This is a genomic window from Paenibacillus amylolyticus (assembly GCF_051136285.1).
GTDB lineage: Bacteria > Bacillota > Bacilli > Paenibacillales > Paenibacillaceae > Paenibacillus > Paenibacillus amylolyticus_F.
On the sequence record NZ_CP194938.1, the window covers coordinates 463,246 to 483,966 of the forward strand.

A 20,721-nucleotide genomic window follows, 5' to 3' on the forward strand; every position below is an offset into this window, starting at 1 on the left:
AACGGTGTTGCTTCAATGTGTAGTGATCTTTTCGCTGAACTCCTTAATCTTCTGAGCAATCTCCTTGGGATGGGAGCGATACAAGTAATGTCCCGCCTCCAGTAAAACCATTTCTCCCTGCTCAGCGTTCGCGATCTGTTTCTCATGCTCCGGAACCCACTCTTTCACGACAGGGTGCTTCTTCTGTACAAAGAAAAGAACGGGTAAATCTCTCGGCCATGTAAGTTGTTTTGCTGCCTCGAAGTTGGAATACATGCTCACCGCTTCATTTAATTGCGTGTTGTTATACATATTTTTGTGGATGAAGATGTTTAATTGATCTCTTGTATCGTCGTCATAGGAAAGCCCTTCATACGGGTCATCACTTAGCTTCAACTGCACACGGGCAAAACCAAGGTTGCGGAACCATTTAATGGGCTGTATGTCGGATGCTTCAACTTTTTGCTCACTAAGAGACGGTACACTGTGATCTAGCCCAATGAATGCTTGTACCTCATCTGCATATTGGTTCACATAGTCCAGACTATAGAGACCGGAGATGGAGTGAGCCATCAGCGTATAACGTTTGATCCCTAGGCTTTGCAAAGCGCTATGGATCTCATGTGTAATGTTAGCAGAACTACGCTCTTTGTCCGTCGAGTCACTTAATCCGTAACCAAAAGGTTCGACAACTACGACCTTATAATGAGGACTCAGTTCAGAGATGAGCGGTTTAAAGTCAAGCGCAGGTGAAGCTGTTCCGAATCCGGGCAAAATGACTATTGTTTCTTTCCCTTCACCCTGCATGAATACGTTCATTCGTTTTCCATCGACAGATACCTGTTGCCCGTAGTGCTCCAGTCGTTTTTGTTCAGAATGACTGCTGACTTGGTTCACCGTGAATACGGTCGCGATGAAAAGCAGGATGACGATAAGTATAGAGACTATGACTTTTAATAAAAGTTTAAGAACTCGCTTGGCTTTGGAATCCTGGCTTGCTTTTGATTTTTTTGAATCCGAGTTATCTGGTTGAATCAACCTCTTCATCTCCTTCAAGTCCTGTTTCTTTCTGTGGTGGATTTTGCGATCAAGCCAAGTGTACTCAACTTGGATGTCCTCCAAATGAATGCAATATGAACAGAAGATGAACCATGATAAACGAATTCAGAGTCTAATGCCCTTCCATCGATTCACTCAGGTCAATAAAGTGCAACTCGGTAAAATAAGTGCAACGTACATCTCATTTCTTACTTCTTACATCCCTCTAAAGTAAAAAATCATACAGATTCTAGTCAATAACGTTTATATCCCCTCCTCTCATTCTCCATTACAATATCTTCAAGTACAACATTCCTAAACGATGACTTGAACCTGAGGGGGAACGTGAATGAACCAAAAGATGAAGCTTCTGATCTTGTCGATGAGTATATCTACGTTATTGATCACGGCCTGTAATGACACCGGAAAAGGTAAAACACAGACCGATGCGGACGATGGCACAGGTGCCGTCACGATTCATACCGTTACATCGGAGTACAGTTCAGCAAAATATCCAAAGGGCGATGATATAACGAATAATGTCTGGACTCGGCGGTACAAAGAGAAATTAAACATTAACGTCAAGACAGACTGGGTCAGTGATGAATACGAAACCAAACTGAATCTTGCGATCTCTTCCAATGAACTTCCAGACGTCTTCCGGGTGAATCCTTCTCAGTTGCGGCAACTGGTTGAGGCAGATATGGTCATGGATTTGACAGAAGCTTTTGACCAGTACGCCTCGGAACGTCTTAAAAGTTATATGAAAGCGGATGCAGACAGTTATGAATCTGGTAAAAAAGACGGAAAACTCTTCGGCATACCGCAGATGCATTGGGGTTTAATTGATCAGCCGGACTTTATCTGGGTTCGCAACGACTGGAAAGAAGAGCTTGGACTGCAAGACCCGAAATCCATAGAAGATATCAAAAATATGGCTCTCAAATTTATGGAAAAACACGGCGGATACGGTATCGCTGTAGATCAATCCCTTGATTATCTGAACCTGCTCGCCATTGCATGGAATGCACATCCCGACATGTGGATTGAGGATAGCGCGGGCAAACTGAGCTATGGCTCCATCCAGCCTGAGATGAAAAACGCACTCGCGGAATGGGCAGAGTGGTATAAGCGGGGTATCATTGATCCTGAATTTGCCATTAAGGACTTCAACGCCATGAATGCCGATATTGTTGCTGGTAAAGTGGGCATCCAGCCTTATTATCAGTGGTGGGGGTACAATCCTGGCGTAGATACCGTTGCCAACCTGGGCAAAGACGCCATCTTCTATCCATATCTCATTCCAAGCGTGGATGGTAAGGAAGCGAAACAATCTATCTTTTTTGCCAACAACAACTATATCGTCATGAAAAAGGATGCTGTCAATCCGCAGGCTGTAATCGAGATCTTAAATGACTATGCCTATATTGTAGATGAAGGCAACGGCAAGGAAAAACCGGAGACGTTGTCTGCCCTGCTGGACAATGATATTGCCCATGTGGTTGGTGCATTCCGTGTGCTTAATCCGAATTCAGACTATGAGCAGTTTGAGGCTGTGTCCAAAGCTCTTGAAACCAAAGACACTAGCGGCCTTACTACTTCAGGGATGTGGCAGAAATATAACAACAGTGTCGAGTTCATCAAGAATGCAACACCGGGATCGGTTGGGGATTATTTGCAACAAGGTGCTCCGAAAAACGCCTACGGTCTGGCGAAAAAAGTGCTCGACAGCGGTAATTACACCAAAACTGCGCTATGGGGGGTTACACCTGAAGCCCTCTCAAGTTATGGCACAACACTAGACGACATTTTGACCGAAGGTTTTACCAAAATCATTATGGGCAGTGAAAACATCGACTACTTTGATGTGGTGGTGCAGAACTGGCGTGCAGCTGGCGGTGATACAGCCATCGAAGCCGTGAACGAAGCCTATGGGAAAAAATAAAGCATTAGCGATGTGAAGCGGTGTGAATCTGGAGGGGGTGAGCCTGTCTCACCCCTCTTTGTTGATAAACTGAACGGAGGAAAAGCAATGCTGAAAAAATGGAAACAGCAAAGTCCTTACCACCTCATGTTAATTCCCAGTGTGGTGCTGGTGTTTATTTTTAGCTACATCCCGTTCTATGGACTCATTATTGCGTTTCAAAAATATAACCCCGGTCTGGGCTTTAACTCACCTTGGGTCGGATGGGATAATTTCACCCATGTATTTAATCAGCCCAACTTTGTAAGAACGATCTGGAATACGCTCTACATGTCCGTTTTTAAAATGATTGGCGGTATTGTCATTCCGGTTATTTTCGCCCTGCTGTTGAACGAAGTCATGCACAACGGGATCAAACGCACGTTCCAGACCCTCGTATATATACCGAATTTCCTGTCATGGGTCATTATGGCGGGCATTATGCTCGACATTCTGAGTGCAGATGGCATCGTTAATACGTTTCTGAGTTTGTTCGACGTCAAGCCTATCTCTTTTCTCGGTACCCCTTCGATCTTCCCATGGACGATGATTGTGAGTGACATCTGGAAGGGCTTCGGTTTCGGCACTGTTGTCTATCTGGCGGCCTTAACCAGCATCGATCCCGGTCTGTATGAAGCCGCAGTGATCGATGGAGCGAAGCGCTGGAAGCAAACGCTCTATATCACCCTGCCTCTTCTGATGCCAACGATTGTTTTAATGACGGTATTGTCACTTGGAAATGTGTTAAATGCCGGTTTCGATCAGATTTATAATCTATATTCTCCTGTCGTTTATCAGACCGGGGATATCATTGATACCTATGTGTATCGTCTGGGTATCCAGCAGGCACAGTATTCCATCGCGACCGCAGTCGGATTATTTAAATCAATCATCTCCTGTATTCTCGTTGCTGTCTCTTACATTCTGGCTTACCGCGTGGCAGGTTACCGTATCTTCTAAGGAGGGCATATTCGCATGATTTATGATAAAAGTATAAGCCGGCGCCTCTTTCATATTTTGAATTACACGATCCTGTTGACCATCTCACTGCTCTGTGTCCTGCCATTTGTGAATTTACTCGCCGTCTCCTTCAGCAGCAGTTCAGCGGTTTCTGCGGGCAGTGTTACGTTCTGGCCTGTCGAATTCACAACCAAAGCGTATGAGTTTGCCTTATCTGGTGGCGCATTTTACTCCTCGTTATGGGTTGCCATCCAGCGAACGGTTCTGGGTACACTTGTGAATCTGCTGTTGATTGTGCTCACAGCCTACCCTCTGTCCAAAACCAAACAGAAGGTGATGGGACGTAATGTCTACATGGGATTTTTCATCGTTACGATGCTGTTTAGCGGCGGCTTGATCCCGACCTATCTCGTTGTGGTGAAAATGGGACTGATCGATTCCATCTGGTCTCTGATTCTTCCAGGTGCCCTGCCCGTATTCAGCATGATTATTCTGATGAACTTTATTCGAGGATTACCGGAGGAGATTGAAGAATCGGCCATCATTGACGGCGCGGGCCCTCTACAGGTGTTGATCCGAATCATGCTGCCACTGCTCAAACCTGCGCTAGCGACGGTTGGTTTGTTCAGTATTGTGGGACATTGGAACTCCTGGTTCGACGGCATTATCTATATGAACAATCCGGCTAACTACCCGCTACAGAGCTATTTGCAGACGTTGCTTCAAAGCTTTGAACAGATGATGCTGAAGTCAGGCTCAGATTATGCACAGCTGTTATCTATGATGAATGCCAGAACAGGACGTGCAGCTCAGATGTTCCTTGGTGCGATTCCAATTTTGCTCATTTATCCGTTCCTGCAGAAATATTTCACCAAAGGACTGGTGCTTGGCAGCGTTAAAGGATGATGTGAAGTCAGGGGCAAATATTTTAGATGCCGTTTGCATGTTCACACAAAAACGAAAACGAAAACAAAAAATAAGAGATTAAACCAAAGAACCTGTAGACATCAAGCTACAGGTTCTTTGGTTTGCAGACTTTTTGGAATATGTTCGACTTTGTTCGGTCCTAACCATTTCACTTGTACTCTGGTAAACAGGGTATTGCTGGCAACCGGATGGTAAACGTTGTCCCTTTGCTAATCTGGCTTCTAACCTGTATTCCATATGGTTGACCAAAATGAAGTTGAATCCGGCGTTGCACATTATATAGACCAATCCCCCGGCTCCCACTCACGGGTTCATGTGTTTCCTCCATCAAGCTGCGAACCATGTTCTGATCCATTCCGACTCCATTATCAGCAACTTCAATCGAAATATCATTCTCCTGCGGCTGAATCCGAATGGTAATTACCCCTTCTTCTTCAATCTCAGCCAGACCATGAAAGAAGGCATTCTCTACGATGGGCTGCAGGATCATTTTCGGCATAACATAATTCAGCAGGTTTTCTTCAATCTCAACCTTCATCTGGATGCCGCCGTAATATCGTACATTTTGAATGGTCACATAATGCTCAATATGGCTTAATTCCTCTCGAATCCTCACGAGACTTCCATCAGATTTTGTGGCATATCGCAGCATAGAGATAAGCGCATCGGTCATATCTACGATTTTATCGGCCTGCTGCATCGAAGCGATCCATTTCACGGAACCTAAAGTGTTATATAAAAAGTGCGGGTTAATCTGATCATGCAGTGCCCGCATCTCGGCTGCGGCTTTTTCAACCTCTTCCTGCTGCATCCGTTCTACCATTCGTTTCAATTCATGAGACATGCGGTTAAACCGGGTGGATAAATGGCCAATCTCATCCCGGGAGCGGATATCTTGCACGTGTTCAAACTGTCCCTTTTCGACGAGACGAATATTATTCAGCAGCTTTTTGATAGGACGAGTAATGACATGGGACAGAAAAATGGAGATAACCGCAGCAAAAAGAGACATGACAATAGCAAGCGTGACGAGATTTCGGCCTAATATTTTTCCGTCAGCGGTCAGCTCTTCAAGTGGCATATACACATATGTCGTCCATTTCTGCTGACTGAGAGGACTTTTCACAACTACGTTATATGCTTCGGATGGGCGGACGTTATCCCGAAACAAGGTGCCAATTAATTGGTCGTTGACGTTGTACACAATCTTGTCATCTTCATCGATGATCATGAATCTGGATCGAAGCCCTTCCTGTAAATTGCGGTTCACGATTTCAATAAACTTGATATCGATACTAACTACCATCACCCCAAGTAATTTCCCGTTTGTTACATCATGAATTTTTCGCGCATGAGATACGGCGAGCACTTTATTTTCCAACTGCTTGTCTATTCGCGTCGTTAACGTGATTGTGCGCTCGTCGTCATGCATAAACTTCTTGAACCACAGCTCATTTCTCACGTTAAAAGTGGGATCAATCGGTTGATGCGGACTTACAAACAGGTCTTGTCCTCCGTTCATATTGTAAAGATAAATCGAAAATACACGATCTTTCATCATGATGTAATTCATTAGAATGTTGTACGCGGCAATCTCGTTGCCTTCATCACTTACACGCAGAAAATCCTGAATAGGAAAGCTACCTTCATGAGTTGCCGATAAACTGTCACTGAGTCCATTGCTGGCAAGCAATGTAATCTTTTCGATTTCTTTCAGAAACTCGTCAATACGGATGTTGGTCTGTTTGGTTAAGTCGCTGAGTAATGTATTGTAATTTTGTGATAATAACCGCTCAGAAGAATAGTAAGAATTAATAGTCATCACGAGAACAGGAAAGATAATGACGATGATACAGATCACCATAATTTTGTATTTAATCTGAAAAGGCCGAGTATATTTCATTGATAACCCCTCTATTCACGATTGGCATGTACATGCTGCTGTTCCCGATATTCTTCTGGCGTAAGCCCTGTTCTTTTTTTGAAAATCTTACTGAAATACGTGTAGTTGTGATATCCTACTTTGTCCGCAATCTCATATATTTTCAGCTCTTTGCTGAGCAGATAAGCCTTCGCATGTTCAATACGAACCCGGGTCAGATAAGAGATGAAATTCTCCCCCTTCTCCTGCTTGAACAATCGACTTAGATATGACGGATTAACGTTAATATGGCTGGCTACACTTTGCAGCGAAATATCTTCTGCATAATATTTGTGGATGAGATCCAAAGCGAGGTCAGTATACGTGTGCTCGTCAGTACCATGAGAGGGGACGTTAAACCTCTCCGTGATGTGAGTCAGTACATCCTGATGGATCTCATGCCAGTACTCTCCATTCAGAACAATTTCATAGGGCGATTTCTCAGTCACCGAAAGTTTGTTTCGTGATGTGACGTTCAGTAAATGGGCATGTATTATCTCAAGTAATGCAATATATTGTTTGCGGATACTTTTCTCATCAGCCTCTAAAGCCCTCAAATCAGAGCGAATTCCATCAAGAAACTGCTCGACTTGTTCTTTATTTTTGCTCATACAAATTTTCAATAAATGCTGTTCCTGCTGCGGATTCAGAAGAAGTGCAACGTCTTCTCTGCTCGGTGTTTCACGTACATCTTCAACATGTAAGATCTGGTTTGCACCAGCGAAAAAACGCTCATGAAGTGCAAGCTCTGCCTGCTGACATGCCCTCCGGATCGCTGCAAAACCGAAAACCACTGAACTCACACCTGCTGTAAGTGATAAATTCATAAAATCCTTGATCGAAGACATGATTTTACAGATCAGCTTGTTCAGATCAGCATGTGTAGAACCAACGTTTACAACAACCCAGTATTCAGACGAGCTTTCCACAAAGATTTCCTTTGACCACCGGGACGGGATGACTTCCTCCATAATGTTGAGAATGGAGAAGCGGAGCAACTTTTCCCCTTTTTCAATATACTTTTGCTTGGCCCTCTCATAATGATTCACGATAAACTTGATGACGACCAGATGCTCCGACTGGATACGGAAATGCAGTTCTTCCGCTTTGGAAAGTAATTCTTTTTCATGAGTGAATCCGCTTACAAGATCTTGGAAGAAACTATCCTTTAAGTAACGGATGCTCTTGGAATAATCGGAGGATACATAAGCTGAAGCGCTGAATCTATCCTGTTCACTCTGAAGCTTTTCTCGAATATTCGTCAAAAGCTGCATAAGAGAATGCTCATTGATTTCGCTTTTAATCAGGTAATCTGTAGCTCCAAGCTTTAAAGCCTTCTTCACATAATGCAGTTCATCGAAATTGCTCAGGATAACGTATTTACATTTCTTTAACGAGTGGGATACTTCCTGGATCAGCTGTAGTCCATCCATAAGGGGCATTCGGATATCTGTAATGATCAGGTCTGGTTTTTTTTCCATCGCAAGCTCCAATGCTTCTTTTCCATTGCTGGCCTCGCCTGTGATACAAAAGCCGTGTTCTTCCCAGTTCAGCATCGAACGAATGCCAACACGCATTAGCAGTTCATCCTCCACAATCATCAGTTTATACATGAAAGTCCTCCAAAGTTGGTTATTTATACAAGAGCCATCACCCTAAATATTCATTGGGCATGTACATTCTATCTTGTAATTTATTCGGACTTCATGCAGGAAATCCCCTTGAATAGTTAGAAAAATGATCCGAAAACAATTCAAAAAATAGACAAACGATAAAAGACCGCCAAAATTTGGCGGTCTCTATCATTTGCGTTATTATTCTTGGAAATGAGGAGATAAAATAAATGCTGAAGCAGGCTTTTCATTTCTTTAATATAAGTAGATTAGCGATAGCCGATCTGCTGCTTTTATTTATTCGTTCGATATTAAAATGGACATGGCGCATTTAGACTCCATCTGCACAGTGAGAACTGCTTGATCTTGCAGCTCAATCTTGACCTGCCGGGCTTCTTGCCCATCATTGAACAGCACCACTGCGATAGTTCCGTCCGTGTTCCGAAAAGCTACGGTGTATACGGATTCATCACTGGAAACCGATTGAATCTGAACCGCTTTAGGACGGATCAAAGCGCTAAAATGAGCCAATGCGTAGTAATCCAGTGTGTAGACTAGCTCACCTGTTTGCTGGTTGATCTGTACAATTCCGCGGCAAGTGCTCTGTCCAAAACCCGGTACGGTGGGGCCGTTATTTTCATCCAGTGCCATATTCCATAAAACGAGTGACTTGCTATAGTTTCGTAGTATCTGAATGCCTGTTCGAATCACATTGGAGAATGCTTGTTCAAACGGTGGAATCCATTCCCCTCCGGAACCTTCGGTGAAATGCACTTCTTTTCCCGCAAATGCTTCGTATACTTTGGATTGAGCAGAGGCATCTCCCCCATACCAATGCCAGGCAACCCCATCGACTGCTTCTCCCGCTTGCTCCAGAACAGTCAACGGATAATCCGGACGATCCCAGTTATGGTCATAACAGAAGATTTTGGTGTCAAGGTTGTTGCGCACGAAAGCAGGTTTGAGATGATTTGAAATGAAATCTGCTTGTGCGTCTGCAAGCATTAACATACCAGGGTAATGAGCTGGTTCGTATAAAGCCTCGTTCTGCGGCGTAATCGCATAGATCGGCAGGCCATGTACTGCGTATGACTGAATGGTTTTTACAAAATACTCGGCATAAGCCGAATACCACTCAGGCTTCAGCTGGCCAGTGATCATGGAACCACTTGTTTTCATCCAGCCGGGCGCACTCCACGGCGAAGCAAACAGTTTCAACTCGGAGTTCAGTGCAAGCGCCTGCTGCGTTAACGGAATGATATCCGCTTCATCATGTGCAATGCTAAACCCGGCTAATTCCGGGTCTGTATGTTGGTCAGGCAGATCGTTATAACTGTATACAGTACGGGCATAATCGGAAGCTCCCATTGGGTTGCGTATCACCGACAAGCCGATCCCTTCTGTCGGATGGAACAGCCGTGTCATCACTTCCGTCCGCTGTTCGTGCGTTATCTTTTGATTCATCAGATATGCAGCAGCATCCGTGAATGACGCTCCAAACCCGTCCATCTCCTGGTAGGTTTGACCATCATCCAATTGTACGGTTATGGTTGAAGAATCAGCGTCCGTAGACTTGAACGAATTATATTCCTCGGGGGAAAGAAGACGAAACAGGTCATTTTCCCCCGTAGTTTTGAATATTTTAAATGTTGTCATCGCGCAGCCTCCTCATTATTTCATGCCTAATTTCTCTTTATTCTGCTTCATCTTCTCGCTACGGATCTTCACGATGTCAGGCCAGCGATTTTCTTCCAGGAACGATTGATATGCCGCAAGGGCGCTGTCAAACGAGGCATCATCCTTTGCCCGCAACATGCTTACCAGCGTGGAGTTCCATTTGGTGTTAACTGCAGACAAAGCACGAGCTTCTGGTGTTCCCAGGTTTGGATTGATATTTTCCAGAATAAAATGAGGTGTCAGCTTGCCTTTGCCCCATGCTTGCATTTGTTTAATGGCTTCCGGGAAGGCATCGGCACTCAGCGCCTTATGACGGTCATGACCGAAAAACATAAATTCACCCAGGCGATAATCCTTCTTGAATTGATCCGCATTATGCAATTGCATGTCCTTCACTGCCGGAAGTAATTCCACTGTACCGTCAGCTTTTTTCTTAAACGTCTCTCCTTCAACGCCATAGTTCATCAGTATTTGGCCCTCTTCACTCAGCAAATACGTGAAAATTTGCATCGCTTTAGCCGGGTCTTTGGCATCTTTGGAGATGAAATTAATCATCCAGCCTGTAATACCGGATTGATTCAGTGTTGGCGCGTTGCCCTTGGTACTTTGCGGCCCATCAATGGCAATATACTCTTTGCCTTCGTTATCACTCATATAGATCTGAAGATTTCCACCTTGTTGAGGTGTACCGTCGAGCAGCATCGTCGCATATTTGCCGGATTTCACTTTTTCTTCAAAGGCTGTACCGTCATCCGCAAAGCTGTCATCACTAATATTGCCGTCTCTGTACACGGCATTTAATGTTTTCAGCCAAGTCAGATAATCTTCGTCCAGATTGCGGTCATAGAACTCTCCATTTTCCGTCTCCAAGGGTACACCGATAAAATCCTGTAAGGCATCTCCAAGTGAACCTGTACCTCCACCGATGGCGTTGAAGCCAAACGGAATAAGCGATGGGAACTTTTCCTTAATCTGTTTCATCACATTCTGGAATTGTTCCGGTGTTCCCATGACTGGACTGCCTAATGCTTCATATACGTCCTTGCGGATAATAAAGGCGGTCTTGGCTGGAATGTTACCACTATCATAATCCGCTTGTGTGTTGGAATAATTCGGATAACCGTAAGTCTTGCCATCCGCTTGCTGGAACCACTTCAGCGTGTCCGCAGCCGCGACCTTGTTGAAATACGGATCATATTTCTCAGCCAAATCGTTCAGAGGTATGGCCCAGGTTGATGCTTTGCTCACGACTTGCGAATTGGAATCAAACACCGTCAGCAGGTCAGGCATATCTCCACCAGCAAAAAAGGTATTTAATTTGGTATCATCGCCTGTAATAAATTTGATGTTAATGTTCAAATCTTCCTTAATCTTTTTGGTGACGATATCTTTGCCAAAATCGGTATTCCACCAGTCAGCATTGACGTACCAGGTCAAATCAGTCACTTCTTCCTTTTTATCGAGCTGCCATGCTGGTTTCTCTGGATCAACCGTATAACGATTCTCAATGGATACCCAGTTTGCTTCACTCGATCCATCGGAACCACCGCTGCATCCCGTAATCATTAACACCGCTGTCAGTAATGCTGCACATCCTTTAACCCCTCTTTTGCCCAGTACCCGGTGAAAATTAAACATGTGTTTTCCCCCTCGTAGTCGAATATAAATCGTTGATGTGAATCCATCGTTTATTCCTTAACAGCTCCAAGCATCATTCCTGAAATGAAATATCGTTGCAACAAAGGATAGATCAGCACAATTGGCAATGTGGTAATCACAATGGTGGCAAGCTGCACGCCTTTGGTTGTTGTTTCGATCACTACGGACCCGCCAACGTTCTGCATGGACTGGGTCTGGGATTGAACAATAATCTCATACAACATCATCTGTAATGGGTACAGTGATTGGTCTGTGATATACAGTTTGGTCGTCATAAAGTCGTTCCACTGCCCTACCCCATTAAATAAAGCGATGGTTGCCATTGCTGGCATGGACAGCGGGATAAAGATTTTGAGAAAGATATGCCAGTCTCCAGCCCCATCCATCTTCGCCGACTCTTCCAGTGAATCCGGTACATTACGGAAGAAATTCATCAGGATGACCACATCGAAGAAACTGAACAAAGCCGGAATAATATACACCCAGAAGCTGTTCAGGAGACCAAGTGCCTTAATAAGCAAAAAGGTAGGAATCATACCGCCGGAGAAAAACATTGTAATTACACCCATGGCTACATACAATTTGCGCCCTCTCAGGTACTTCTTGCTCAGTCCGTATCCAACCATGGCACAGAAGAATACATGTGTCACAACACCGATCGTGGTTTTGGATATAGAGATGAAGAACGCCTGCCAAATGTTTGAATCATTAAACACCGCTCGATAGTTTTCCAGCGAGAACTCGGGTGACCAGAAGATGAATCCTCCTTCTGCCAGTGCTTTGCCTGAACTAAAGGACGAGATGATGACATTCCAGAGCGGAACGATAATGACGATAGTACAGATTGTTAAAAAAATGATATTGAGGGTATCAAAGATCCGGCTGTCCAGATCTTCTTTTGCCACCTTTCCATTCACAGGGAAGACCTCCTTCTACAGCACAGACTGGTTGTCATTCAGCTTGCTAGTTATTTTGTTTGCCGTGATGAGCAGAATTACAGAAATGATGGAAACACCCAAACCTACCGCGGTAGCATATGAAAAGTCACCCTGCGACATCCCCATGCGATAGACATATGAATTAATAACTTCGGCCTTCTCACGGTTCTGTGAGTTCATGAGCACCAGCGTTTGATCGAGATTCGAACCGAGTAGTCCGCTGACCGTCAGGATCAGATTCAGACTGATAATAGACTTCATGTTAGGCAAGGTGATATTCCATATCTGACGCATCCTGCTGGCTCCATCTATTTTGGCGGCCTCGTAATACGTAGGATCAATCTTGGACATGATGGCGAGATACAGAATGGTTCCCCATCCGGCTTCTTTCCAGATATCTGATAACGTAGCGATCCACCAGTACTTGCCTGCGTCCAGCAAAATGTTTTGTGGTTGGGAGATGATCCCGAGACCCAGCAGCAATTCATTGAACAATCCAGTTGTGGAGAACCAGGTAATGAGCATGCCACCGAGTACAATCCACGAGAGAAAGTGAGGTAAATATGAAACCGTTTGCACGAATTTCTTGAATCGTCCGCTGTTTAATTCGTAGATCATAATGGCTAGAATAATTGGAATAACAAATCCAATCCCCAGTTTCAAAAAGCTGATGCCGAGTGTATTGACGACAGCATCCCAGAAGTATTTGTCTGACATGATGATTCTGAAGTTATCCAGCCCCACCCAGGGTGCACTGGACAATGTATCAATGACGGTATAATTTTTAAAAGCAATTGTTAATCCGTAGATTGGTATGTAACAGAAGACAATCATGAACAGGATACCGGGTAGAACCATGGATTGGATCTCCCATTGTCTGGCGAAATCGATCCAAAACGTTTGGAATCGTTGTTTCAACGGCAATTTGCCGCCAGGTTTTAGAGGTTGCTGCTGCCTGTTGGCTGTTGTGGTCGTAAGATGACTCATTCTTCGTTGCTCCCCTCTGTATGTTTCATTTAATGCATTTATTCCCTATTTATAAAAACGTTTTTATTTTTGCTGCGAGAAACTCCCTTCTCTGTAATATCAATAAAAGAAGTAACCGAAGAATATTTCACCCGTTATTAGCGGGTATCTCTTCGGTTCATTCTTACATGACTTGACCCTCGTACCACCAGTTCCCCTGCCAGTTTTTGCGATGTCCCTTGTTCCTGCTCCTTGATCATATTGACCAATTGCGTGACAGCCAGAATGCCTTGTCTTGCAATCTGATTTCGAACCGTCGTTAACGGTGGAGAATAATACGGAGCGATATCGATGTCATCGAATCCGACCACGCTGATGTCACTCGGAACTTCATAACCATGGGATTTCAACGCTTGAATGCATCCGATTGCACTCAAGTCATTACCGGCCAGAAAAGCATCTGGTAACTTGCCTGGATGCAGATGAACGAAGGATTTGATCGCACTGTAGGTGGCCTCTTCTTCGAAATATCCCTGAATAATGTAGTCCTGGTCTACCGGGAGATCGTATTCTCGAAGGGCTGCCAGATAACCCTCCCGGCGCTGTGCACTGTCAAACATCTCATCTACACCAGAGATGTAGGCAATTTTTTTGTGACCCAGCCCAATCAAATATTTGGTAGCTTCGTAGCTGGCTTCATAGGAGTCAAAAATAACACTTCCCATTCGCTCGCTTTGATACACACGATCCAGGAAAACCGCTTTGATCTTGTCTTTTTCCATCGACAGAATATCCTGTTCATCAATCCGAAGCTCTTCGTAGATGATTACGCCATCCACCCGCCTGCCCAGAATATTGCTCATAATGACATGTTTATCTTTTGTCACAAACACATTGAGACCATAACCAAGACGGTCACACTCACGCGACATGGCTTCGACTAACTTGTAAAAATATGGCCCCGACACACTTGTCGTGAAGAAACCAAGCATTTTCGTCTGCCCCGATTTCAACAGTTTCCCATTGAGATTGGGGATGTAATTCAAGCGTTCGGCCACTTTGAGCACATGGGACTTCGTTTCCGGATTCAGAACATCGACACCATTCAAGGCATTAGAAACGGTAGAGATGGAGACACCGGCTTCTCTTGCAACATCTTTGATTGTGATTTTTCCCATAAATTCATGTTCCTTTGCTATTAAAACGTTTTTATACATTCAAAATAGCATAAAACCGTTTTCATTACAACAATCAACTTATCAAATTTGTATAAAAGAAAACCGCTGATCTTTATTGATCAGCGGTATGAACACTTATCTCTTGAGCTTATCATGCTCCAACAGTGAATAATTTGATCCAATACGAGTCATTACATTCGAACAACATTAGAATTCAAGTTCATGTTTATTCAAATGAAATGATATACGTTTGTCCTTTTTGCGTAAGCAGGCTAACTTGATCGTCTTTTTCCGGGGGGGGTTGCACAACCGTATCCCCTTGATGAACTTTTAGACCAGGTACAGACTGCAAATAACATGTATTGCCTGTATGCGAGAGAATTTCTGCTTCGATCAGCTTGCCATTCTCCCAGCGCAGACTAACTTCAAATCCCCCTCTTGCTCTCAACCCTTTAACTGAACCTGTCAACCAGCGTTCCGGCAAAGCTGGCAGAAACTCCAGATATCCCTGATGTGATTGCAGCAGCATCTCGGCAATACCTGCAGTTGCGGCAAAATTGCCGTCAATCTGGAACGGTGGATGAGCATCAAACAAGTTGGCGTACACTCCGCCAGTCTCATGTTTGCTTGGCTCATAAGCTTTAACCAAAGTTAGCAAATTAGAGATGAGCTGCTCAGCACGGTTACCTTCTCCAAAGCGAGCCCACAGACCAATTTTCCATCCAAGGCTCCACCCTGTGCCACCATCGCCGCGAATCTCCAGTGAAGTTCGGGCCGCTTTCATCAGGTCAGGTGATTTTTTCTGAGTAATCAGTCGGCCAGGGAACACACCAACCAAGTGGGACACATGGCGGTGCTGTGCATCTTCTTCCGTGAAATCTTCGCTCCACTCTTGAAGACGTCCCTGTGCATCAATCTGCAGAGGCAGAAGTTGTTGTTTCTTCGCTCGTAGGATATCCACGAATTCCGCGTCCGTTTGTAGCACTTCAGCTGCTTGAATGCAGTTATCAAACAGCTCGGCAATGAGTGAAATGTCCATTGTGGTTGCTTCACTTACAGCGGCATGTTCTCCGTTAACTACAAATTTCATCTCCGGTGACGTTGATGGTGATGTGATCAAAAGTCCTTCTTTATTCTCAATGAGCCAGTCCAGACAGAACAAAGCAGCATCCTTCATCAGTGGATAACCGGTTTCCTGCAAAAACTCTTTATCTTCTGAGAAAGCATAATGCTCCCACAGATGCTGCGTCAGCCATACGCCGCCCATCATCCACAGCGCCCAGACCGGATCACCGACGCCATAATCGCCAACAGGAGCTGTCTGTCCCCAGATGTCCGCATTGTGATGCGCTACCCAGCCTCGAGTGCCATAGTTTACTTCAGCCGTTTTACGTCCATTCTCCGCAAGTTTGCCAATAAAATCAAGCAACGGTTCATGCAGTTCAGCCATGTTACACGTCTCCGCAGGCCAGTAATTCATCTCTGCATTAATATTCAACGTGTAATTACTACTCCAAGGTGCACGTGTTTCCTGGTTCCAGATGCCCTGCAAGTTGGCTGGCATCGTGCCTGGTCTGGAGCTGGCGATCATCAAATAGCGGCCATAGTTGAACAAAAGCTCGACCAGACCTGGATCACTGCTTCCGTATGTCTCAATCCGCTCATCCGTAGGCATGTCCTGCGGGGCAATGCTATCTCCCAGATGCAATTGCACCCGATTGAACAATGCCTGATGATCCTGTACATGACGTTCAAACAGATCATTATAGGTACATGTCATAATCTGCCGAATAACGTCCGCCGTTTTAACATCGGGAGCAGTCACATTAGTTTGAACCGTAGAAACATAACTCGTAGCCCCTGCAAAATAAATTACAGCTTCAGTTGCACCAGTGATCTGCAGACCACTGTTGCTTGAATGCAGTGAACCTCCGGTATGAGATACAGCGAGTCTGCCATGGAAAGACATTGCTCGTGTTGATTCCGTATCTCCGTAACGGACAGGTACTTCAACATCATGATAGTTAGGTGATACATACTCAGGAGCGGTTCCGGACAGTTCAAATTGAGCATTCGCAGCAGAAGTTTCGTGTCGCAGCGGGCTGCTCAGACGAGTACGGAAATTTAATGCGCCCTCTTTGCTAGAGGTTAAACGAATGACGATACCTTGATCCGGATGGGAAGCAAACACCTCTCGGTCATAACGCACACCGCCTATTTCATAGGAAACGCTTACAATGCCTGTAGACAAATCAAGTTTGCGTTGATAGGTTTTCCGTTCGCATAATTGCCCATGCTCCATTACAAGCTCCAGATCACCAAATGGCAGGTACGATTGTGTAAAAGGTCCCATCATTTTTTTGCTAAGTTGATCCGCTTCTACATACTGTTTACGGGCGATTAAATCCCTGATCTGAGGCAATACTTCCCTTGCCTCCGGATTATTCCAATCCTGTGCATAGCCTGACCATAACGTGTCTTCATTTAATGCAATGCGTTCTTTTTCGATACCGCCAAAGACCATTCCGCCCAACTTACCGTTGCCGATAGGCAATGCTTCAACCCAATAAGTGGCTGGAGTGCCAAACTGAATATTCATGCTGATCGTTACCTCCGAATGCACTTGATTTTTGGACAAACTCTAATTTTACTTGCTCAGCAATTATTATATCTTTCAATACGAAGGGAAGATATATATTTAATAAAAATGATGTAGAAAAGCTTAAACGAATGACAAAAAATCCTTAATATCCCATTTAGGATGAAAGCATTATTTTTTCGATATGTTTTAATATTATTTCCTTCACGATCACTCGCACATAAAGATGTTAAATGTGTGTTTACTAAAAAGCGGTACCATATTTGGCACCGCTCTTTAATCAAGTGTTACGTTTGCAAGCACTTCATTGCTTTATTCTAATGAGTTACTTTATTGTAATTGAACACTCTTCATATAAGCTTTGAATGCTTCAGCAATCTCTTTGTACTTCGTATGATGCAGGTAATGTGAACCTTCCATCGGAATCATTTTGCCCTGATCCGATTGTTTGATTTGCTCCTCATGCAGCGGTATCCAATTTGGATTCGCGGTGTTATTGGATTGAACGAAGAGCAGCATCGGCAGATTGCGAGGGTACGTCAGCTTCTCTGCATTTTTGAAGTTAGAACCCATATTTTTCAACTCATTCATTAGGGTCGAATTGCTCGATACCTGGTTCGAGATCAGGTTCATCTGCTCTATGGTATGCTCATCATAATCCATTGATTTGTAAGGATCTGCATTCACATTTTTGAGGAAACGCATTACACCTGACGTTTGAAGAAATTGCATAAATTTCAGAGGGAGCTTCACATCCATGCCAGGCTGATTAGGCACACTACTGTCTATACCGATAAATGCAATCACTTCATCTGTATAATTTTTTACATAAGAGACGCTGTACAGTCCCGTAATAGAGTGTCCCATAAGAATATAGCGGTCAAGACCAAGCTGCTCCACAGCTTCATGTATTTCGCTAACGATATTTTCAGAGGTACGTTCTTTATCTGTACGATCACTTAATCCATAGCCAAACGGTTCAATCGTTATCACTTTATAATCTGATGTTAATTGATCAATTAATAGTTTGAAATCTAGCACAGGAGATGGCGTTCCCTGCCCCGGAAGCAGCACGATGGTCTGTTCTCCGTTACCTTGAATGGAGACATTCATGTTTTTGCCATCCACTTGCACATACTGCCCATAGGTTTCTATCTTTTTCTTTTCCATTCCATTGCTAATCACATTTATCACAAATACGATGCCCATAAATAACACGAGCGCTGCGATGATTCCTCCGAATATCTTTAAGAATAACTTGCGTTTCTTGCCGCGTTTCTTCTCTGTTGGTTTAATCTCTACGATTTCTTCCACTCTCATCTTCTCCCGTCCTTAGTCTGTGTAACTGTCTTGGTGACTTATCAACAGTATAATCTGGCAAGATGTCGCCATCGTGACGCCAATATGAACGGAATATGAACTAGCTTATATAAGTTGAATTGCTTTACACGAGCACTCCGATGACAGAATAACCTGGAGAGTAGCGGTTATCCCCAGATTTTTTTGATTCCCTTTTGGAAAGGGAAAATCCGGTGATAAAGGCTAAGCTTATGCTTTCGAAGTAGCTTTCTTTCAGAAAGCTTTTAGCTCCGCTTTTCCAGGTTTTTTCTGTCCTCTCCGTTTCTGTGTAAATAAATCATTCATTTTATATCGTTTTATGAGCAGTATATTTGAGAAAAAAAGAGAACTGCTTATATAAAAGCAGTTCTCTTTGTCATCTTTATGAACGTTCTTAGTGGTCGAGGAATACAAGTTGAATAAAAAACAGGATTGCAAAAATATAAAAAATCGGATGAACATCTTTACCTTTACCACGGAGCAGCTTGAGCACAGGGTAGAAAATGAAACCAATCCCGATACCTGTTGCAATACTGTGCGTCAGCGGCATCAGGATAATGATCAGGAACGCCGGAAAGGCTTCTTCCAGATCACTCCAGTTCATTTTGCTAATAACACTAATCATAAAGAAACCTACAATGATGAGCGCCGGGGATGTGATCGCCGGGATGCTCGAAATGACACTTACGATTGGACTAAAGAACAAAGTTGCGGCGAGCAATACACTTACTGTTACCGCAGTCAGTCCCGTTCTCCCCCCTGCGGCTACACCCGTACTGGACTCAATATAAGCCGATGTGGGGCTTGTTCCGAGCATGGCTCCCGTCGTTGTACCAACGGCGTCAGCGAGCAATGCACCACGAGAGCGCGGGAATTTGCCATCTTTCAGTAATCCGGCTTGTTCCGCGACACCAAGCATCGTCCCTGTAGTATCGAACAAAGTAATCAACAAAAACGTGAAAATGATCGTGTATATTCCATTAGAGAAGACACCTGCCAAATCCATCTGGAACGCGGTTTCCCCGAGTCCTGACGGCATGGCAACGATGGATGCAGGCATCTGGAAGAGTCCCATGAACCACGCAATAATCGCGGTAATGACCATTCCGATAAATAAATATCCTCTGACATTGTAAGCCATCAACGTAACGGTGATGATTAGACCAATAATCGTTAGGTACGTCATCGGTTGCGCCAGATTTCCGAGTGTAATGAGATTGGATTCAGAATCGGCAATAATTCCTGCGTTCTGTAACCCAACCGTTGTAATGAATAGTCCAATTCCCGCCGTTATCGCATGTTTGAGGCTGGCTGGAATGGCATCCAGCAGCATGTAACGAAACGAAGTCAGCGATAAAATAATAAACAATATACCCGCTATGAATACAGCGCCAAGTGCGGTCTGCCAAGTTACGCCATACCCCTTTACCACACTAAACGCGAAAAACGCATTTAATCCCATACCCGGTGCGATAACAATCGGATAATTGGACCACAGTCCCATAATCAGCGTTGCCACAATACTCGCCAAAATCGTAGCAATGAATACCCCGTTAAAGCTCATTCCTGTGTCGCTCAGAATTCCAGGATTCACAATCACTATGTATACCATCGTGAAAAATGTAGTAATACCAGCAATAATTTCGGTTGAAACGGTGGTGCCTCTTTCTTTCAGTTTGAACCAGTTGTCCATCGTAAAGCCAGCCTCCAACTTTCATATTGTCTTCATGAATTCTTACAGCTAAAAACAAAAAATCCTAACACCTATAGGATGGGAATTCTCAAGCTCCTATATTCGTCGTTAGGATCTGAATAGCTCCGAATGTAAAGTTTCGGGAACATATTAATGTTTCTAACCTGATGTCCATTTCGAATTTTATTAAACTTAACACTAGATGTCAATGGAAAATCGGTTTTGTTCACAGTATTTACGAACTATTCGGGAAAATTTAATGATTTTATTCG

Annotated in this window: 14 protein-coding genes; 3 read left to right on the plus strand and 11 right to left on the minus strand. The window is 44.0% G+C overall.

Going from position 1 to position 20,721, the window contains the following annotated elements; genetic code table 11:
* Positions 1–12: 12 nt before the first annotated feature.
* Positions 13–1,026: an alpha/beta fold hydrolase gene (locus ACR8BL_RS02125; RefSeq protein ID WP_434751080.1), complete on the minus strand. Its 1,014-nt coding sequence runs from the start codon at positions 1,024–1,026 to the stop codon at positions 13–15.
* Positions 1,027–1,366: 340 nt separating this feature from the next.
* Here ACR8BL_RS02125 and ACR8BL_RS02130 point away from each other — a divergent pair, with 340 nt between their 5' ends.
* From ACR8BL_RS02130 to ACR8BL_RS02140, 3 genes are all read left to right on the plus strand, one after another.
* Positions 1,367–2,962 carry a hypothetical protein gene (locus ACR8BL_RS02130; protein ID WP_434751081.1) on the plus strand — a complete coding sequence of 532 codons (1,596 nt, stop codon included), beginning with the start codon at positions 1,367–1,369 and terminating at the stop codon, positions 2,960–2,962.
* An 87-nt stretch (positions 2,963–3,049) separates the two neighbouring features.
* Positions 3,050–3,940 carry an ABC transporter permease gene (locus ACR8BL_RS02135; RefSeq protein WP_434751082.1) on the plus strand — a complete coding sequence of 297 codons (891 nt, stop codon included), beginning with the start codon at positions 3,050–3,052 and terminating at the stop codon, positions 3,938–3,940.
* A 15-nt stretch (positions 3,941–3,955) separates the two neighbouring features.
* Positions 3,956–4,846, plus strand: a complete 891-nt coding sequence (locus tag ACR8BL_RS02140) for a carbohydrate ABC transporter permease (RefSeq protein WP_434751083.1) — start codon at positions 3,956–3,958, stop codon at positions 4,844–4,846.
* Between the two features lie 169 nt (positions 4,847–5,015).
* Here ACR8BL_RS02140 and ACR8BL_RS02145 read toward each other — a convergent pair whose 3' ends face one another.
* From ACR8BL_RS02145 to ACR8BL_RS02190, 10 genes are all read right to left on the minus strand, one after another.
* Positions 5,016–6,770, minus strand: coding sequence for a cache domain-containing sensor histidine kinase (locus tag ACR8BL_RS02145; RefSeq protein WP_434751084.1), 1,755 nt, complete (start codon positions 6,768–6,770; stop codon positions 5,016–5,018).
* Positions 6,771–6,781: 11 nt separating this feature from the next.
* On the minus strand, positions 6,782–8,401 hold the full coding sequence (locus ACR8BL_RS02150; protein ID WP_434751085.1) for a response regulator: 1,620 nt from the start codon (positions 8,399–8,401) through the stop codon (positions 6,782–6,784).
* A gap of 297 nt (positions 8,402–8,698) precedes the next feature.
* Positions 8,699–10,057: a glycoside hydrolase family 30 protein gene (locus ACR8BL_RS02155; protein ID WP_434751086.1), complete on the minus strand. Its 1,359-nt coding sequence runs from the start codon at positions 10,055–10,057 to the stop codon at positions 8,699–8,701.
* A 15-nt stretch (positions 10,058–10,072) separates the two neighbouring features.
* Positions 10,073–11,716 carry a sugar ABC transporter substrate-binding protein gene (locus ACR8BL_RS02160; protein WP_434751087.1) on the minus strand — a complete coding sequence of 548 codons (1,644 nt, stop codon included), beginning with the start codon at positions 11,714–11,716 and terminating at the stop codon, positions 10,073–10,075.
* Between the two features lie 50 nt (positions 11,717–11,766).
* Positions 11,767–12,654, minus strand: coding sequence for a carbohydrate ABC transporter permease (locus ACR8BL_RS02165; protein WP_434751088.1), 888 nt, complete (start codon positions 12,652–12,654; stop codon positions 11,767–11,769).
* A 15-nt stretch (positions 12,655–12,669) separates the two neighbouring features.
* On the minus strand, positions 12,670–13,662 hold the full coding sequence (locus tag ACR8BL_RS02170; protein WP_434751089.1) for an ABC transporter permease: 993 nt from the start codon (positions 13,660–13,662) through the stop codon (positions 12,670–12,672).
* A gap of 137 nt (positions 13,663–13,799) precedes the next feature.
* A complete protein-coding gene (locus ACR8BL_RS02175; protein WP_434751090.1) occupies positions 13,800–14,819 on the minus strand; it encodes a LacI family DNA-binding transcriptional regulator in 1,020 nt (339 codons plus the stop codon).
* Between the two features lie 226 nt (positions 14,820–15,045).
* The gene (locus ACR8BL_RS02180; protein WP_434751091.1) at positions 15,046–17,418 is read right to left on the minus strand and encodes a glycoside hydrolase family 95 protein; all 2,373 of its coding nucleotides are present in this window, start codon (positions 17,416–17,418) and stop codon (positions 15,046–15,048) included.
* A gap of 330 nt (positions 17,419–17,748) precedes the next feature.
* Positions 17,749–18,738, minus strand: coding sequence for an alpha/beta fold hydrolase (locus ACR8BL_RS02185; protein ID WP_434751092.1), 990 nt, complete (start codon positions 18,736–18,738; stop codon positions 17,749–17,751).
* A 412-nt stretch (positions 18,739–19,150) separates the two neighbouring features.
* Positions 19,151–20,449: an NCS2 family permease gene (locus ACR8BL_RS02190; protein WP_434751093.1), complete on the minus strand. Its 1,299-nt coding sequence runs from the start codon at positions 20,447–20,449 to the stop codon at positions 19,151–19,153.
* Positions 20,450–20,721 lie beyond the last annotated feature (272 nt).

Coding starts and splice junctions, on each gene's coding strand:
- ACR8BL_RS02150 (WP_434751085.1), bottom strand. CDS start 8,401: ATGTATAAACTGATGATTGTGGAGGATGAACTGCTAATGCGTGTTGGC.
- ACR8BL_RS02185 (WP_434751092.1), bottom strand. CDS start 18,738: ATGAGAGTGGAAGAAATCGTAGAGATTAAACCAACAGAGAAGAAACGC.
- ACR8BL_RS02145 (WP_434751084.1), bottom strand. CDS start 6,770: ATGAAATATACTCGGCCTTTTCAGATTAAATACAAAATTATGGTGATC.
- ACR8BL_RS02140 (WP_434751083.1), top strand. CDS start 3,956: ATGATTTATGATAAAAGTATAAGCCGGCGCCTCTTTCATATTTTGAAT.
- ACR8BL_RS02125 (WP_434751080.1), bottom strand. CDS start 1,026: ATGAAGAGGTTGATTCAACCAGATAACTCGGATTCAAAAAAATCAAAA.
- ACR8BL_RS02175 (WP_434751090.1), bottom strand. CDS start 14,819: ATGGGAAAAATCACAATCAAAGATGTTGCAAGAGAAGCCGGTGTCTCC.
- ACR8BL_RS02155 (WP_434751086.1), bottom strand. CDS start 10,057: ATGACAACATTTAAAATATTCAAAACTACGGGGGAAAATGACCTGTTT.
- ACR8BL_RS02180 (WP_434751091.1), bottom strand. CDS start 17,418: ATGAATATTCAGTTTGGCACTCCAGCCACTTATTGGGTTGAAGCATTG.
- ACR8BL_RS02190 (WP_434751093.1), bottom strand. CDS start 20,449: ATGGACAACTGGTTCAAACTGAAAGAAAGAGGCACCACCGTTTCAACC.
- ACR8BL_RS02160 (WP_434751087.1), bottom strand. CDS start 11,716: ATGTTTAATTTTCACCGGGTACTGGGCAAAAGAGGGGTTAAAGGATGT.
- ACR8BL_RS02130 (WP_434751081.1), top strand. CDS start 1,367: ATGAACCAAAAGATGAAGCTTCTGATCTTGTCGATGAGTATATCTACG.
- ACR8BL_RS02135 (WP_434751082.1), top strand. CDS start 3,050: ATGCTGAAAAAATGGAAACAGCAAAGTCCTTACCACCTCATGTTAATT.
- ACR8BL_RS02170 (WP_434751089.1), bottom strand. CDS start 13,662: ATGAGTCATCTTACGACCACAACAGCCAACAGGCAGCAGCAACCTCTA.